This window comes from Lacrimispora sp. (genome assembly GCF_031982545.1).
In the GTDB taxonomy this organism is placed as follows: Bacteria; Bacillota; Clostridia; order Lachnospirales; family Lachnospiraceae; genus Lacrimispora.
In genome coordinates, this window is the sequence record NZ_DALYXB010000003.1 from 314519 (window position 1) to 332073 (window position 17555).

17 protein-coding genes are annotated in these 17555 nt (G+C 43.8%); 2 read left to right on the plus strand and 15 right to left on the minus strand.

The window, feature by feature from the left end:
* Nucleotides 1-98: 98 nt before the first annotated feature.
* The 7 genes from ABS301_RS07375 to ABS301_RS07405 form a co-directional block, all read right to left on the minus strand.
* A complete protein-coding gene (locus tag ABS301_RS07375) occupies nt 99-992 on the minus strand; it encodes a tocopherol cyclase family protein (RefSeq protein ID WP_349671596.1) in 894 nt (297 codons plus the stop codon).
* Nucleotides 993-1066: 74 nt separating this feature from the next.
* On the minus strand, nt 1067-2104 hold the full coding sequence (locus tag ABS301_RS07380) for a TRAP transporter substrate-binding protein (RefSeq protein WP_349671597.1): 1038 nt from the start codon (nt 2102-2104) through the stop codon (nt 1067-1069).
* A gap of 69 nt (nt 2105-2173) precedes the next feature.
* Complete coding sequence (locus ABS301_RS07385) at nt 2174-3259, minus strand: ABC transporter substrate-binding protein (RefSeq protein ID WP_349671598.1); 1086 nt, start codon at nt 3257-3259, stop codon at nt 2174-2176.
* 34 nt (nt 3260-3293) lie between these two features.
* Entirely contained in the window at nt 3294-4343 is a 1050-nt protein-coding gene (locus ABS301_RS07390; protein WP_349671599.1) for an ABC transporter permease, read from the minus strand.
* Between the two features lie 2 nt (nt 4344-4345).
* Entirely contained in the window at nt 4346-5887 is a 1542-nt protein-coding gene (locus ABS301_RS07395) for a sugar ABC transporter ATP-binding protein (protein ID WP_349671600.1), read from the minus strand.
* A gap of 178 nt (nt 5888-6065) precedes the next feature.
* Nucleotides 6066-6875 carry a response regulator transcription factor gene (locus ABS301_RS07400; RefSeq protein ID WP_349671601.1) on the minus strand — a complete coding sequence of 270 codons (810 nt, stop codon included), beginning with the start codon at nt 6873-6875 and terminating at the stop codon, nt 6066-6068.
* 7 nt (nt 6876-6882) lie between these two features.
* On the minus strand, nt 6883-8364 hold the full coding sequence (locus ABS301_RS07405; protein WP_349671602.1) for a sensor histidine kinase: 1482 nt from the start codon (nt 8362-8364) through the stop codon (nt 6883-6885).
* A gap of 266 nt (nt 8365-8630) precedes the next feature.
* On the opposite strand from ABS301_RS07405, the gene ABS301_RS07410 reads away from it, so the two are divergent.
* The gene (locus tag ABS301_RS07410; RefSeq protein WP_349671603.1) at nt 8631-9182 is read left to right on the plus strand and encodes an ECF transporter S component; all 552 of its coding nucleotides are present in this window, start codon (nt 8631-8633) and stop codon (nt 9180-9182) included.
* A gap of 56 nt (nt 9183-9238) precedes the next feature.
* Here the strand turns inward: ABS301_RS07410 and ABS301_RS07415 are convergent, their stop codons facing one another.
* The 8 genes from ABS301_RS07415 to ABS301_RS07450 all read right to left on the minus strand — a co-directional run bounded on the left by ABS301_RS07415 (nt 9239) and on the right by ABS301_RS07450 (nt 16072).
* Nucleotides 9239-10195 (minus strand): L-lactate dehydrogenase, encoded by a 957-nt coding sequence (locus tag ABS301_RS07415; RefSeq protein WP_349671604.1) that lies wholly within the window; start codon nt 10193-10195, stop codon nt 9239-9241.
* A 98-nt stretch (nt 10196-10293) separates the two neighbouring features.
* On the minus strand, nt 10294-11127 hold the full coding sequence (locus ABS301_RS07420) for a methyl-accepting chemotaxis protein (RefSeq protein ID WP_349671605.1): 834 nt from the start codon (nt 11125-11127) through the stop codon (nt 10294-10296).
* 130 nt (nt 11128-11257) lie between these two features.
* Nucleotides 11258-11839 carry a DJ-1/PfpI family protein gene (locus ABS301_RS07425; RefSeq protein ID WP_349671606.1) on the minus strand — a complete coding sequence of 194 codons (582 nt, stop codon included), beginning with the start codon at nt 11837-11839 and terminating at the stop codon, nt 11258-11260.
* Nucleotides 11840-11851: 12 nt separating this feature from the next.
* On the minus strand, nt 11852-12610 hold the full coding sequence (locus ABS301_RS07430) for an acyl-CoA dehydratase activase (protein WP_349671607.1): 759 nt from the start codon (nt 12608-12610) through the stop codon (nt 11852-11854).
* A 3-nt stretch (nt 12611-12613) separates the two neighbouring features.
* Nucleotides 12614-13768: a double-cubane-cluster-containing anaerobic reductase gene (locus tag ABS301_RS07435; RefSeq protein ID WP_349671663.1), complete on the minus strand. Its 1155-nt coding sequence runs from the start codon at nt 13766-13768 to the stop codon at nt 12614-12616.
* Nucleotides 13769-13870: 102 nt separating this feature from the next.
* Nucleotides 13871-14326: a peptide deformylase gene (def, locus tag ABS301_RS07440; protein ID WP_349671608.1), complete on the minus strand. Its 456-nt coding sequence runs from the start codon at nt 14324-14326 to the stop codon at nt 13871-13873.
* Entirely contained in the window at nt 14301-14561 is a 261-nt protein-coding gene (locus tag ABS301_RS07445; RefSeq protein WP_349671609.1) for a helix-turn-helix transcriptional regulator, read from the minus strand. The genes def and ABS301_RS07445 overlap by 26 nt, the downstream gene beginning before the upstream one ends.
* A gap of 152 nt (nt 14562-14713) precedes the next feature.
* Complete coding sequence (locus tag ABS301_RS07450) at nt 14714-16072, minus strand: PTS transporter subunit EIIC (protein ID WP_349671610.1); 1359 nt, start codon at nt 16070-16072, stop codon at nt 14714-14716.
* Between the two features lie 262 nt (nt 16073-16334).
* On the opposite strand from ABS301_RS07450, the gene ABS301_RS07455 reads away from it, so the two are divergent.
* Nucleotides 16335-17534 (plus strand): enolase C-terminal domain-like protein, encoded by a 1200-nt coding sequence (locus ABS301_RS07455; RefSeq protein ID WP_349671611.1) that lies wholly within the window; start codon nt 16335-16337, stop codon nt 17532-17534.
* The last annotated feature ends 21 nt before the right edge of the window (nt 17535-17555 follow it).

The following is a 17555-nucleotide window of genomic DNA, read 5'->3' on the forward strand; positions in this document are numbered from 1 at the left end:
AATTCCATTATAACAATCCGTCTTCTCAATGCCAACTTAATATTTATTCAGAATAATAGCCATAATCTTAATAAATTGTAAGATTACGGCTATTATGACTATAAATCGTATTCAAAACTAACCGAATTACTGGAGAGATCAAATATCATGTTCTCTCCTTTATACAGCAAAAACCTTCCACGAAGTAGATGCTCTTCCTTAATAAAACGGCTCATCTCTCCCTGGACTGGCGCCCGCAGTTTATGAGCAAACCGCTTTTCATCCTTTCTGTTTTGATTGGAAAGAAATACTTTCAAAACATAGGCTCCCTGTTTTACAATGACCGCCGTCTCCCGTTTGCTGACCACTCTGGCTCCCAGGTAAGTAGCAAACCGGTATTCTTTTTCCTGATACATGACCACACAGATACAGCCTTCAAACCGGAGTCCCAGCCAAGGGATTTTGGCTACGGAAACCATGACGGAAGCATTTTCAGAAAATGCATTGCACTGAATCCAGAGGTAGCTCTCGGGAAATGATGTCCCTCTGTCTCCTTCTATATATCCCATTCCCCCAGCAAAGTCCACAACATCGCCGTTTAGTTTCACCTTTCCGGACAGTCTGTGGGACATGCTGATGATCTCATGTTTGCATTCCATAAAAGGCATGTACTGAAACGGGCCCATAATGGGATACTGAATTGGGGTAATGGGTCCAAAACGAACGATTCCTTTTAATGAAATGTCTTCTGTCTTTATATCCAGCCGGACGCCCTTGTGGGAAAAGATATTATTACCCAGTATAATCCTTTTTTGATTCCAGTCAATAAAAAAATCCTCTTCTTTAAAATCCAGCCAGCAGGCTTTCTCGTTCCATATGACCTGTAAAAATGGAAGGCGTTTTCCTGTTCCATCTCTTATAAGCCCTGGAATCAGAGCCAGAACGGTGTTTCCACACTGCATCTTAAAATACCAGCCAATAAAGAATTTCCCCTTGGTTTTCCCTTCTGCCATTTACCAGAACCCTCCTGTATCCATTATTTAATCATATGGTTGCCAGGAATGGGAAAACGTAGTCAGGAAATATATTACTGTACCTGGGCTATCCGGTTTACCACATCGATATAATCCTTGCAATAGGTCTGATAAACAGTCATCACGGCACTGCGGAAACGAACCTGCTCCGCCGGGCTTAACTCTGTTACGATACAACCGGCTTTGATCAGACGATCCCTTACATTCTGCTCCCTTTCGGTAAAGATCTGGCGCTCATACGTTGCGGATTCTTCCCCGCATTGTTTGATTATTTCCCGGTCTTTCTCGCTTAACCGGTCCCAGGTTGCCTGGGAAGCAAGCTGAAGCTCCGGTATCCGGCTGTGGGCGTCAAGGGTAATGTATTTTGCCACCTCATAGTGATTCATGGTTTCATAGGAAGGCCAGTTATTTTCTGCGCCGTCGATATAACCGGTTTCCAACGCTGCATATACATCGGAGTATGCCAGGGGAACTGCTTTCGCTCCCAATGCCTCAACTACGGCAGCCATCATATCCGACTTTGCAACCCGGATTCTCATCTTTCTGATGTCCTCCACCCGTTCAATGGGACGTTTGGTATTATAAAAATGTCTTGCACCGGCATCATACCAGGATAAGGCAACCGTCCCGCTGCCTTTTAAATCATTCATAAACTCGTCTCCGATTGCACCGTCAAGAACCTTCCACATATGAGTTTCATCCCGGTAAAGATAAGGCAGCTGCAATACGTTGAATTTGGGATTTACATCAGTCAGCGTCATAATGGATACGCGGGCAAAATCAATCCCCCCATACTGAACCTGCTCTGCGATTTCATTTTCATTTCCCATTTCCCCTCCGGAAAAGACTTTTATTTTAATTCGCCCTTCCGTTCTTTCCCATACCAGCTCCGCAAACTTTTTCGCACCCTCTGTTGTGGGATAATCATCCGGCTGGTTATCGGCATAGGTAAATACATATTCCGGAGTCTGTTCTCCGGAAGAAAAAAGTGATTCTGACGTATTTTCTTTATGAAAAATACCATAAGAAGCCATAATGACCGCTCCTGCCAGAAGGACTGCTCCCCCAATTTTTATTATACGTTTGTTCATTCCTGTACCCCCAAAACGCCTCCCCTGATTACAGGGGAAGCGTCTGATCTTTTATATAGTATGAACTGATTAAGGATTAATGATACTCTGAATTTCCTTATCATCCACATTTGTTTTATCCACCAGAATAACTCCGGTATCTACAGTTTTGTCTTTAATTTCACCGCCATCAGCAATCTGAAGAGCAGTTTTAACACCATCATAGCCCATGTAGTACTGGCGCTGAACAACAGAAGCTACATCGAACTTTCCGCTGCGGATCATGGTCTCGATCTCTGCTGAGAAATCAAATCCAACCATGGAGATATCGTCGCGTCCGGATTCTGTTAAACCAGTTACAAAGCCTACAGTAGAACCATTGTTAGGACCAAATACTGCCTTTAAATTTGGATAAGTTGTGATGAAATCCTGGCAGAAACCAACTGCCCTGCTGATGTCACCGTCATTTACCTTGATGTCGTTGTTTAAAACCTTCCAGGACTTAGGTGCATTTGCGTCCCAATACTCATTGAAGCCTTTTACACGGTCATTGATTGTCTGGGAACCAGTGGAACCAACCTGAATTGCAATCTGTGCCTCTTCTGTCTCAGAAATTCCTCTGTTCTTTAAGCGGCTGATCAGTTCGTCTGCTGCTGTTTTTCCAGCTTCCACATTATTTGTTAAAAGAGCGGCGCTGTAGTTATCGCTTTTAATTACGGTATCTACCAGTACAACCGGAGTTCCTGATTTGTATGCTTCTGTAATTGGTGCATCTAATGAAACGCTGTCAAGTGGAGCGATTACGATTCCGTCCGCCTGAGCAGATACTGCATTCTGAAGAAGGGTAAGCTGTCCTTCAATATCGGATTCCAGAGCGGTTCCGACTACAACTACATTACAGCCTAATTCCTTGCCTGCCTGCTCCGCTCCTGCCTGAAGAACGCTCCAGTACTGGTTTCCAAGTACCTTTACAATTACGTAAATGGTCTTTTCACCGGATTTTTTATCTGTCTTTGCTGCCTCTGTTGTCTTATCTCCAGCTGCTGCAGTGGTAGTTTCACCTGCTGCTGCAGTGGTTGCTGCTGTTCCGCTTGAAGATGTACTGCCACAACCTGCAAGGCCTGTTACTGCCATAGCTGCCGCTAATACAACTGCTGCTAATTTACTCTTTCTCATTTTTTTCTTCCTCCTGAATTATATAGTTTTTTTTTTATTTTTTCAAGCCAAAAAACCGCTTGAGTGCCCCTAAGTCACCGCTCTTCTTTGCTGTCTGGGAAGCAACTGCAATCAACAGGATAATTCCTACAATAACCTGCTGCCAGAAGGAGTTGACACCGTTTAAGTTCAGTCCGTTCCGGATTACACCCATCATCAGAGCTCCAATTACTGTATTTAAAACAGTTCCTTCTCCACCTGAGATGGCGATTCCACCAAGTACGGAAGCGGCAATTGCCTCCATCTCATATCCGTTTCCGGCTGTCGGCTGTGCACTGGAAAGTCTTGAAGCTACCAGGATACCACAGATTGCAGCGGATAAACCGGAGATGCAGTATGCAAACATACGTGTTTTTACTGCATTGATACCGGAAAGCTTTGCTGCCTCAAGGTTGGAACCGCAGGCATAAATCTGACGTCCGATTCGCATCTTTGCAAGTACTACTCCAAGAATTAATGCATAAACCAGAGTGATAATAACGCTATAGGGAAGACCGGTTCCGCCGATTCTTCCTCCACCCAGAACATAGAACTGTTTCTGAACCTGCTCGGAAGGAATATTGGTTGTATAAAGAGGTGCTCCGTTAACCAGTACGTTGGCCATACCACGGTATACCCACTGGGTTGCAAGAGTTGCAACGAACGGCACAACACCAAGTATCTCAATAAAAAATCCATTCATAATACCTGTCATAATACCCATGGTCAGACAGAGTATAATACACAGCCACAGGGGCAGTCCCTGCATTAAAAGCGCTACCATAATAATACCGGACAACGCCATGGAAGCACCTGCTGATAAATCGTTTCCGCCGCATACAAGGCAGAAAGTCAGACCGCAGCCGATAATCGTATAGGTTACAATCTGCTGCAGAAGGTTCTGTAAATTAGCCGGAGCCAGAAACTTTGCCGGCTGAAGAAATGAAAACAGAACAAACAGTCCGATCAGGATTCCGATAGAAAAGATCGCCCGGCGTGTTGCTGCATCAAGTTTTCCAAATGAGCCGGCTTTCTTCTCCTGTCCCTTTGCTTTTAAGTTCATCATTCTTAATCTCCCTTTCTATTTCCCACACCTAACGTAGGCGCCGGTTTTCCTTCAAGTTTGTTATAGCCAGCTGCCAGATACAAGATCTCTTCCTGGGTGGTTTCTTTCGCATTCAGTTCTCCGTTTATTTCTCCCTGATGAATGACTAAAATACGATCACTCATTCCAAGAATCTCAGGAAGCTCGGAAGATATCATGATAATGGATACACCCTGGTCGCTTAGCTGGTTAAACAGTTCGTACACCTCATATTTGGCGCCAACGTCAATTCCTCTGGTCGGTTCATCTACAATTAAAACTTTAACATCATTGCACAGCCATTTTGCGAGAACTACCTTCTGCTGGTTTCCACCTGATAAGTTGCCGCAAAGCTGATGGACGCTTGGCGTTTTAGTACGAAGACGCTTTACGTATTTCTCAGCATTGACCAGTCCTGCCTTATCATCGATGAACCCGAAGCGGGTGATGCTTGGAAGATGAGCCATATTGGTATTGTATTTGATGTCCAGTCCAAGAGCCAGTCCGTCTTTCTTTCTGTCCTCTGTTGCATATCCGATTCCATGCTTGATTGCCTGAATAACGGAATTAACCTTAATCGGCTTTCCTTCCATAATCAGCTCCATGGAATCCGGCTGGTCTGCTCCGAAGATGCAGCGCATCAGCTCTGTTCTTCCTGCTCCTACCAGACCAGAGATTCCAAGAATCTCGCCTTTTCTCACACATAAATAATCGGCATTGACTTTAGTTCCTCTTTTGACATTTTTTGCCTCCAGAACAATATCGCCGATTTTTCTTGTATGCTTGGGATATTTATCATCCAGGGAACGACCAACGATCATATTAACCAGTTCGTCCATGGTGATTTCGTTTAAGTTCCTGGTTCCGATATACTGACCGTCACGGATAATGGTAACCCGTTCACAGATCTGATTTAATTCCGCCATACGGTGGGAGATATACACCATTCCAACTCCCTTTTCCTTCAGACGTCTGATAATACCAAACAGCTGGTCGATCTCTTTTTCAGTCAGGGTTGCTGTCGGCTCATCAAGAACCAGTATTTTTGAATTGAAGCTGATTGCTTTTGCAATTTCCACCATCTGCTGTTTGGCAATGCTTAAGCTGCCTACCATTACATAGGTGTTTATATCAATCCCAAGATCATCGAGAATCTTCTGAGCCTCCTCGTGCATCTTCTTGTCATCGACAAAGATTCCTTTTTTGTGAGCTCTCCCAATGAAAATATTATCTGCAACGCTTAAATGACCGCACATATTTAATTCCTGCATGATAATACTTACTCCAAGATCATGGGCTTTGGCCACAGAATCAATGACTACTTTCTCCCCTTCGATAAAGATTTCTCCTTCATCAGCCCGGTGAACACCGGACAATATCTTCATCAGGGTGGATTTTCCAGCACCGTTTTCACCTACCAGTCCCAGAACTTCTCCTTTATTTACAGACAGACTTACTTTATCGAGAGCTTTGACTCCAGGAAAGCTTTTGCTGATTCCGTCCATTCGAAACAATTCCTGTCCCATGCCATATCCTCCTCTCTGGTTTCTACACTTTTTGTGCCTGGGTTTATTATACGGGTGATTACCCCCTGGATTCTATCGTAACATTTTAGCTTTCATAGAAAATTTTTATCCTTTTTTGTGAATGAGCACAAAAAAACACCTGTCCCGTTTAAAAGACAAGCGTTTTTTTACCAATTGTTTAAGATTGAAGTTCTTTTAATTTGTTCATTCTGTACTCAGATGGATTTAAGCCTTCCAGACGTTTGAAGACTTTCGTAAAGTAATTATTGTCCGTATACCCCACTCTGGCACCGATTTCCTTTACATTGACATTGGGCTGCTCCAGCATCTTTTTGGCTTCCCCCACCCGGTATTCCGCCAGGTAAGAGGTAAAGCTCTGACCAAACTGTTGCTTGAACATCTTGCAGAAATAAGGCTCTGAATAGCCGATTGCCCGGGCTGTTTCACTCATGGAGATCTCATTCATAAAATTGGATTTAATATACTCCATAACCATGGCGGCCATAACTGACAGACGGCTGCTGTTTAAATCCGTTTCCTCTTCCATCAGTTCTTTCTGTTCCTCAGCCTCGTTTTGTATTGTCTGTATTGCTTTAATGCCATGCCCGGCCCAGTCATCAGTCACCCGGAGGGCCTCTTCTACCACACTGATTACCTCTTTCTGGGAGTAGGGTTTCAGTATATATTCCATGGCTCTGATAGAAATCGCCTTTTTGGCATAATCAAACCGGTCATAAGCCGTCAAAAAGATCAGACAGCACCTGGAATTTTCTTTTCGCATAATTTCTGCAGCCTGGATCCCATTCATTCCCGGCATGCCAATATCCAGAATAATGATCTGTATGTCCTCTTTTCGAAAGAGTTCCACCGCTTCTATGCCGTTTCTGGCTTCATAGATCATGCAGTCCTCTCCGAATTTTTTTTGGAGCATTTTTTTGAGCACCATCCGCTCAATCATTTCATCTTCCACAATCATCAGCCGATACATCGTTTGTTCACCCCTTTTTTCCTCCAAAAACAATGATTACCTCTGTTCCCTGATCCAATGTGCTGTCAATCGTCACTTTTCCATATTCGTAGTACGAGGAAATTCTTCTGTATATATTTCCAAGCCCAATCCCCAGACCTTTTCCTTCTGTCTCAATGGCATTGCGGATCTCTGCCAGCTTCACCGGATCCATGCCCCTGCCTGTATCAGAAATCAAAATATGCAGCAGTTCCTTCTGCTTTCTGATACTGATAAAAATACTCCCCCCATTTTCCTTTTCAGAGATCCCATGTATGACTGCATTCTCCAGCAAAGGCTGCAGGATAAAAACGGGGACTTCCTCCTTATAGAGATCTTCCTCACAGTCAATATTCCAGGACAGCCTGTCTCCGAACCTCATCTTTTGGATATACATATAATCTCTTGCCACCTTTAGCTCCTGCTCCAAAGGTTCAAACGCATTGGCAGTCCGTAAGCTGTAGCGCAGAAGGTTTCCGATGGAAACCAGCATCTCTTCCGTAACGGGCGCCTCTTCCATCTGGGCCATTCGTGTGATCATATTAAGGGTATTAAATAAAAAATGAGGATTCAGCTGGCTCTTAATCAACTGAAGCTGTGCCATGGAAAAACGCTTTTCCAAATCTGCCCGTTCCAGTTCGTGCTTATAGAGTTTTTCTTCAATCTGGCGCTTTTCTTCTGTTGCTGATATGAAATTCTTTGTGGAATGTTTCATTTTATTAAATGCGTGAACCAGCCGGCCAATCTCATCTGTCCCTTCCCAGACCACATCTGGAGAAGAAAAGTCATTCTTCTCAATTCTCCCGGAGACCGTAGCAAGCTGCATCATGATCTTTACAATATTCCCAGTAAAAAACCGGATAAATACTACCAGAATCAAAAATGCAGTTAAACTGATTGCAACCAGCAGATAGGGCATCCGTTTCAGCACAGGAACCCGAATCTCATAATAGTCGTTACCGCTCATCAGAACGACTTTCGTCAGCCGGGAAGCGTATTGATCCAGATATTTCTGCATACTATAAACCTTATACAGTTCTCGTATATAATCCGGATCCCCCTGCTTCATGGCTAAAACCCTATCCTTCTGCTTTTCATAGGTCTCGTATCCGTTTATAATGTTCCAGGTTACGCCGTACCGGTCTTCTCCGATTTTATCATACTCATAAGGCAGGCTGCTTAAGTATGCTTTGGTGTCCTGGCAGATTCTTTGATAGATCTCCAGATTTTCCATGGTTCTGCTGGAAATCAGACTGGCAAATATTCCCCTCTCCTGTACCATTGATTCCTGAAATTTATAACAAGCCAGATTATCATCCATAATGCCTCTTGCATCGTCGATAAAAATATAGGCAACCTTTAAATTAATAAAAATGGAAAAGCCCATGATAATTCCCACGCTTCCGATCGCCATATATAGCTTTCTGTTCAGCGTCATCTGATACCAACGGGCAAGCAGCCTTTTTCCCACCTGTTTCTCCCTCCAATTACTTTTTTTATGCAATAATGCTAATTAATCTTATATGCTTTGCTATATTATGTCAATATTATTCGAAAACCATTTGTACAGGACCTTAAAAATTACCTTTTCACTGCTCAGTCATGGAAATCATTATTTTCCATTCAACTGGTATGCATGATTTTGCTTAAATTGGCTATTTAAAAAACTCCAGTTTTTCTATATGATAGGTTTTATCAAAAAACATCAATTATCTTATTTGAAAGGACGAGGATACTATGAATCAGAAAAGAACAAAGAAGTTAGTATTTGGATCTTTAATGGCAGCACTTACCACGGTAGCTACCATGGTAATACATATCCCAACCGCTACCAATGGTTATATTCATCTGGGGGATGGAATGGTTTTACTAAGCGGTATCCTTCTTGGTCCTATGACAGGCGCAGTTGCAGGCGGGATTGGCTCAATGACAGCAGATTTGATTTCAGGTTACGTATTTTATGCACCGGCTACCTTTCTTATTAAAGCACTGGCGGCCTTTAGCGGGGGATATCTTTACCGGAGATTTACACGCAGCCGTCAAAAAGCGCAGTTTCGTCTGCTGCCTTTTCTGATTGCAGGCATTGTGTCCAGTATTCTCATTACAGGGGGATATTTTGCTTACGAACTGATGGTATACAATCAGTCGGCTGCCCTTATTAATGTTCCATTTAATCTGGTTCAGAATTTATTCAGCCTGATTGTGTCCGGTGCCCTGCTCCCATTTCTTCTGCGCAATCACGAAATCAGGAGCCTGAGCCTGGAAACAGATCCTGATGGCATTCAATAAAATAAGCCTGTCACTATAATATTTCACAGTGACAGGCTTTGACGTTCTGATTGTTTTTAGTCCGGCGTATGCATTTTGCCAGTATATTCCCGAAGAATTTCAACGGACTGATGAAACTTATTCAGTTCCTCATCTGTCATATGGATCTCCAGTATATCTGCGGCTCCCGTGCGGTTTAAAATAGTGGGTACTCCGGCAAATACACCGGTTTCTCCATATTCGCCTTCCAGCAGGGTGGATACAGGAATAATACGGTTTTCATCGTAAAGAATCGCCTTAATGATACCGGCACAGGCCGTGGCAATCCCATAATAGGTGGTTCCCTTTCTGTTGTAGATCTCCCAACCCTCTCTGGTTGTCTTTTTAACGATCTCATCTAAGTCAACGTCTCCAACCAGATCCTTGTTATCCTGAATGATATCATTGAAGGATTTGCCTGCCACTGTTACTGTAGACCAGGGTACCATCTGGGAATCACCATGTTCTCCCATGGAATAGGCATAGACGCTTCTGGGGTCTACGTTTACAAGCTCCGCGATAAAGTTCTGAAGTCTGGACGTATCCAGGGAGCTTCCCGTACCGATTACCTGATTCTTTGGCAGACCGGACAGCTTATAGACATAATGGGCAATGATATCAACCGGATTGGATACTACAATGAAAATCCCGTCAAAGCCGCTTGCCATGACTGGGTCAACAATGGTTTTTACAATCTTTGCACTGACCTCCAGGGTATCCAGTCTGGTCTGTCCTTTCTGTGGCGGTGCTCCCGCCGTGATTACAATTATATCCACGTCTGAGCAGTCCGCATAGCTGGCTGTACGTACTTTTACATTACGATCCAGATATTTGATGGTATCCCTTAAATCAAGCACCTCTCCTAAAGCTCTTTCCTCGTTGATGTCAATCATTAAAATTTCATCACATACTCCCTGGGTTACCAGGCTGAATGCGGTGGAGGAACCAACCAGTCCACACCCCACTACAGCCACTTTTGATGTTTTAATCTTCATGTTTTATTCCCTTTCCTGATGTTCAAAAATTTTCATTACGAAAACATAAGAATAGAGATAGTGCCTCCCTTGGCTCTATCCCTATCTCATCAGCGGCTTTACAGATGCTCTAAAAGTGTTTCCAGCTGCTTTGCCGTTCCATTTAATTCCTCAATGGAATTTAGTATTTTTGCAAATTCTTCCGTTTCTTTTGTAAAAATCACATTGGATTCTGTTATCCGGGTGTTAATTGCAGTAATGGATGCATTAATGCTTTTCAGCACACCGTCGATCTGCCCAATGGATTCGCTGGTAGAAGCCGACATCTTTCTGATCTCTCCTGCTACTACAGAAAAGCCTCTTCCTGCTTCTCCTGCACGGGCTGCCTCAATGGCTGCATTCAGTCCCAGTAAATTGGACTGGGTTGCAACATCCTTAACAAAATCCAGTATGGAATCTGTATTCTTCGTGCTGTCATTGGCTTCCTTCACCTTAACAGAAATCTCGCCGTTCATCTCCCTGAGTTGTCCGATTCCCTGGCTCACTCCATTGGTTGATACAGAAATCTGGTTTGCACCTGCACTCAGCTTGTTAATCAGACTAATTAAGTTATTCCTCTTTTCCAGGCTTCTTCCCAAAGTCAGGACACCAATAACCTTATTCCTTTCTGTAATGGGTACTGCGTAGGATTTAAAAGGAATGCCATACACCGTGGCAGGCACATCTTTTATAATTACCCTGCCTAAATCCAATGCCTCTCTGATTGCACCTCCGGCAGGTACAACGTCACCAGAATTGACATGAAATTTTAAATTTCTGCCATTCCAGACATGGATAAACTTCTCTGAATCGGTTAAGGCAAATGATACATCATCATCAAATAAATTCATTAAATATGGTATAACAGAATAAAAAGAATCCAGTATTTCGTTACCAGTCACTGAACTGCCCATCTTTCGTAATCCCCCTTTTTTAGGAAATCATCCGGTACCTGTCTGCGGGAGCACAGGTCAATGATTTCAGACACATTTCTATTTTAATACATTCCAAGTTTTCTGTCAATGTAACCAAATGAAAGCTTATTTAATTTTTATATTCAAATTCACCAATTCTAACGATTTGCTCATATTCCTGAATATCTGATTCAAATATCTTTAGATATCTGCAAATTTCCAAAGCGAAATCAACAAATGCATAACCCTGAGCCGTAATAATATGCCGGTCACAAACAACCCGTTTCATCACTTCATTTTTCCGGTTAAACGGATCCTTGCAGGACAATGTAACAATCTTCTCCTGAGAACAGGAGGTCGTGTAGCGATACCGGTCAAGAAGTCCCGCTCTTCCGAGGAACTGCGGGCCGAAACAAATGGCTCCTATGAGTTTTTCCCTGTCATCCATCAGCCGGATCAGAGGGCAGATTTCATTCTGACCATTATCAATGGGGCCGCCTGGAATAATCAGCGCTTCTACCTCATCCAGATTATGAATGTCACTGATCCTTCTGTCTGGTTGATAGGTCAGTCCCGACTGGGCCGTTTTTAAATCCAGGTCTTCTGAGATTGCTATAATCTCCCTTTTCCCTGTATTCTTTAATCTATGAAGCAGCAGAGTGACTTCAAAGTCAGCCATATTATGATATACATAGCATAAAATTTTACCCATTTATCCTCCTCACTAAAACCCTTTCCTTGCAGCTCCGATTGCTCCTGCATACCTGGATAATTCAGAAGTGATAACCGGTAGTTGAAACTGCCCCTCCAGGGCGATTTTTAATCCTTCCAGATCAGCCAGTCCTCCTGTCAGAAGAACAGGTGATCCCATTTCAATTCTGGCTGCAAGCGCTGACGTTCTGACCGCCACTGAATTCACAATCCCGCCAGCCACTTCCTCCCGGCTTTTTCCACCAGCCAGAAGGGATACGATTTCCGAATCTGCAAACACCGCACACATACTGCTGATGGCGCAGCTTTTTCCTTCCTTTAAAAGAGCCGCAAACCCCGACATATCAACTCCCATTCGGTGGGCTGACATTTCCAGAAACCGACCGGTTCCAGCCGCGCATTTATCGTTCATCTGAAATGACTGTACCTTGCCGTCTCTGACGGAAATTACTTTGGAATCCTGCCCGCCGATGTCAACCACAGTACGGACACCGGGGAGAATATAATCTGCCCCCAGTGCATGGCAGGTAATTTCAGTTACCGCCCTGTGTGCAAAATCAATTCCCACTCTTCCATACCCAGTAGCAGTAATAAGCAGCTCTTCTCCCTCTGCTCCTGCTTTTACAATCAGTTCATCAAGTATGGTTTTCGCTGTTTCTTTTGGGTTCCAACCCGTTGGTTTTACTGCGGCTGCTTTTACCGCTCCATCCCACAAAAGAATTCCTTTGCAGGCTGCTGAACCGCAGTCAATTCCTATCCTCACCTGTCCCATAATTTAAAGCATCTCCACAAATGCGCCTGCCCGGGTAGAAAGCTGTCCGATGTCCGCAGTGCTGTAATCCGTCTCCAGCTGCAGGTAAGGGATGTTTTTCTCCTGCATAAACAATTTAACAGAATGAGCCTCTACGGCATAAGGGTGGCAGGCCTGGAGCGTCATCTCAACCACTCCGTCAATGTGAAACTGCTGGCAGAGGCGCTCTAAAAGTTCAAACCGGTTTGTATCCGGCGTCATGACGGCACAGCCAATCTGCAGATAGTGATCTGCAAGGTTGGTCAATGGATCTCCCTCTTCCCTGCACTGTCTGTCCATCTGTTTTGCACCGGTACAGTTTTCAAATACTACTACTACCCCTCCAGCTTCCTCAATCACCCGTACTACTTTTTCTGTCACACCGCCGATGGGGCATCCGGTGACCAGAATTCGGGGAGCACTGGCAGCAACTGGTCTTTCTCCCGCATCATAAGCCTGTCTGATGCCGGCTATGGCATTCTCGATTTCCCTTATTTTCTCTTCCCAGTTGAATTTAAACTGGGACCCGAACAGGATCTGAAGCTGCCGCATTCCCGTTAAAGGAGGAGGCGTCATCGTGCTTAACTCATAGAGTTCTTTTAACAGCTTTCTCTCCATATTCCGCCTGCGAATTGCCTCCTGAAGCATCTCATCTGTAATGGTGACATGAAAATCCTTTTCCACCCGCTCTTTTAACCGGACCAGTTCTTCTCTCCAGAGAGCCTTTGCCTGGGGCGTATTCTGCCGTTTGGGCAGCTCCAGAATATGTACATTTTTGATCTTGCCAAGAAGTTCATACATCTTCACTTTTCCATCACAGGTGGTTTCTCCTACCACCAGATCAGAGAAGTACATATACGGGCATTTATCCGTTATGGCAAAGCCGTAGCTGGACTTGATCAGAGGACATAAATTACTGGGGAGATCCTTTTCCGCTTCAGGAATTGTCTCGTCGCTGGTTGCACAAAGACCTACTGTAACAAGCCCTGCAGCCATAAATATTTCCTGAGGGGTATAGGTGCAGAACTGACCTACCACTCCGGTGCCACTGTCCTTTAATTCCTTCATAGCCAGAAATCCATCCTGTCTGGCCTTTGCGAAGCTGTCAAATATCCGGGGTAACTGGGTTTTTAATTCCACCATAATTTCTCTCCATTTCGACAAGTATTGTATGTATAATCATACACTATGACACATAAAATGAAAACACCCATCTTTCGACAGGTGTCCATTCCTAAGATTCTAAAGTTGTAATTCTTCTATGGCTTTATCCAAAAATATAATTCCGTCCAGATGTTCCAGTTCATGACAGAAGCATTTTGCCAGCTCATCTTCCCCTGTGACCATGATCTGTTTCCCGTTCTCATCCAGTGCCTCAATGGTAACTTTCCGGGGACGGATGGTCTTTACAAAACGATCGGGAAAACTGAGACAGCCCTCGATGCATTCCTGTTCTCCGCTGCATCCGATGATTCTTGGATTAACCAGCTTTAGCAGGCAGTCACAGTAATCAATGACAACCAGCCTCTTGCAGATCCCTACCTGATTGGCCGCGATAGCGGCTCCGTTCTCTGTTTGATGCAGGGTTTCCAGCATATCATCCAGGTTCTGCCTGATTCTGTCGTCTATGACTGTTACTTCTTTACAGCGTTTCCGAAGGAGCTCATCCTCATTATACCGCAGCTTCCTGACAGCCATTCTTATCCCTCCTGCTTTTATCCGCTCTGGATTTCCGTTCACTTTCCTCAAACAGAAATACCTCCTCAATGGGACATTCAAAAACACTGGCGATATCATAAGCAAGCCAGATGGAAGGCTCAAACTTTTCTGTCTCAATTGCATTGATTGCCTGCCTGGAGGTACCGACCAGTTCCCCAAGCTGTTCCTGGGTGAGCCCTTTTTCCTCTCTCAGCTGTTTCATTCTATTCTTCATATTGTCCCTTTCCATTGTCATGTTAACTTTACATTAGTATATGACGTTTGTATTGTAATGTCAACCTTACACGCAGGAACAATATAAAAAAATCCTGCAGATACCAGGCAAAATGCGGTTCCTGCAAGATTTTTTATTAATCTGATATTAAATTATTTCGTATCCATTTTTACTACAAATAAGTATGACAAGAAGAACGAAAGTCCAAATGCTATGATCCATCCCATTGCTGCATAAACAAAGTACGGTCCAATATAGGCCGGAATGCTGAACACGCTGGACGTAATATATCCATATAACCTTACACCGAATGCGCCAATAAATGCACTTCCCACACAGCTTGCAATGGTAGCTGCTAAAAATCCTTTTTTATATTTTGTTAATACACCAAATAGTGCCGGTTCCGTAATACCCAGAATTCCAGATAACACAGCTGATAAAACAATGGATTTATCCCGCTGGGTTGTCTCTTTGAAATAACATCCGCATGCAGCACCTACGATAGAAAGGTTTGCAATGAACATCATAGGCATCAGCATATCCCACCCTTTCGTTGCAAAGTTTTCCAGAGCAATGGGCGTCATGGCATGGTGCATGCCAACCAGAATGGATACCGGACGAATAAGCCCCATAACGAAACCTGCGAAAATCGGAGAAATGCCAAACAGGAAATCAAGCATTCCAGCAAGTCCTTTTCCCATATAGATACCAACGGGACCGATTACAGTAAGAGTGAAAAATCCGGAAATTAATAAGGTTAGGGTAGGAGTAACAACCGTTCTGGCTGCTTCTGGCACCACTTTATCCACCCATTTGTAAATGTAGCTTAAAGCAAAGACTCCGAAAATAATGGGAATTACGGAGCCGGAATAATTAAATACCGGAACCGGAATTACTCCGGCGAATAAAAAACTGCTGATTTCTTTTGCCTTAGCGGCGTCAACCATGGTAGGATACATGATAATAGAAGCAATTGCGGCAGCCAGATATTGGTTTGTCTGAAATTTCTTAGCTGCAGACACTGCAATAAAAAATGGAAGAAACGTAAATACTCCGCTGGCCAGCATGTCAATAATCTTATAAGTATCTGTTGTATTTGTGATGACTCCCAACGCAACAAGACCACCGATCAGACCCTTAATCATACCCGCTCCTGCTATGGCAGGTACGATGGGGCCGAATACACCGGAAACCATATCCATAAACCACGTAATAAAGTCTTTTTTCTGCTTTTCTTCTCTTTTTACCGGTGCCTGACCATCGTCTAGCGGAAGCATTTCCATCAGGATTTCATAATACTTATGTACACTGGTCCCGATCACGATCTGAAGCTGGTCTTTGGCAAACTGAATCCCCATAACACCTTCTAAATTCTTAATTTCTTCCTGCTTAATCAGCTCGTTATTCTTTAAATCAAAGCGGAGCCGGGTCATACAATGCCATGCATTGATTATGTTTTCTTTCCCACCCACATATTCTATAATTTTAGCTGCAACTTCCTGCTTTTCCATTTTTCAATGGTACCTCCTTCAGTTTTTGATGTTTTAGGCACGTGCTTTGTGGTCTAAATATAGCATAGGCGTATTTTTTTGTAAACCGCTCCATTTTTCGGTTTGCATTGTGTAAAATCCTTGTAAATAAAGGGTTTCTTAGACTTATTATTTCAAATTGGACTGTTAATTTTGGCGTTTTTGCAAATCAAAAAGCCAGGTTGACATCACCCCTGTGCCTGTGCTTAAATTAGACTCATACAAAACAAAAGGAGTATCTGACATGAGACAAACCATTATCACAGACATCCGCTGCTATATTACAAATCCGGAACGGCATAATCTGGTAGCTGTAAAGGTTATGACTGACCGGGGCGTTTACGGGGTTGGCTGCGGAACCTTTCAGCAACGGCCACTGGCGGTAAAAACTGCTGTAGAGGATTATTTAAAACCCATCCTGATCGGCCGGGATGCCAATGATATTGAGGATCTCTGGAATCTGATGATGGTCAATTCCTACTGGAGAAACGGACCTGTCTTAAATAATGCCATATCAGGCATTGACATGGCGCTCTGGGATATTAAGGGAAAACTTGCGGATATGCCGTTATATCAGCTTTTAGGCGGAAAATCCCGCACTGCTATCCCCGCTTATACCCATGCAGTTGCTGATTCCATGGAAGAGCTATACCAGGAGATTGAACGAATCCGCGCAGAGGGGTATCAGCATATCCGATGCCAGCTCGGATTTTATGGAGGAATCCCAGATGATCTTAAGACTCCTTTAAACCCGGTTTCCGGAACTTATTTTAATCAGGACGACTATATGCATAACACAGTCACCATGTTTTCAAAGCTTCGTGAACGTTATGGCAGGGACTTCCATATTCTTCATGATGTCCATGAACGTCTTTATCCAAACCAGGCCATTCAATTTGCCAAGGAACTGGAACAATATCACCCTTATTACATTGAAGATCTTCTTCCTCCGGACCAGAATGAATGGCTGTCCCAGTTACGAAGCCAGTCCTCTGTCCCTGTTGCAACCGGGGAACTATTTAATAATCCCATGGAATGGAAACATTTAATCGTCAATCGTCAGATTGATTTTCTTCGCTGCCATGTGTCACAGCTTGGGGGGATCACTCCCGCTCTCAAACTGGCTGCGCTTTGTGAAGCCTTTGGTGTCCGGATTGCATGGCACACTCCCTCTGATATTACTCCGATCGGGATTGCTGTAAACACTCACTTAAACATCCATCTGCACAATGCTGCAATTCAGGAAGACATTGAGTTAAAGGACAAGATAAAAGCCGTGTTCCCTGGCTATAATGAATCCCAGGGCGGATATTTCTATCCCATCGAACGTCCGGGCATTGGTGTGGATATTAACGAAGAGGAATTATCCCGCTATCCGGTTGTCTATCGTCCTCATGAGTGGACCCAGAGCCGGATTCCGGACGGCACGCTTATCACTCCGTAATAACCACGCACTATGGAGGTG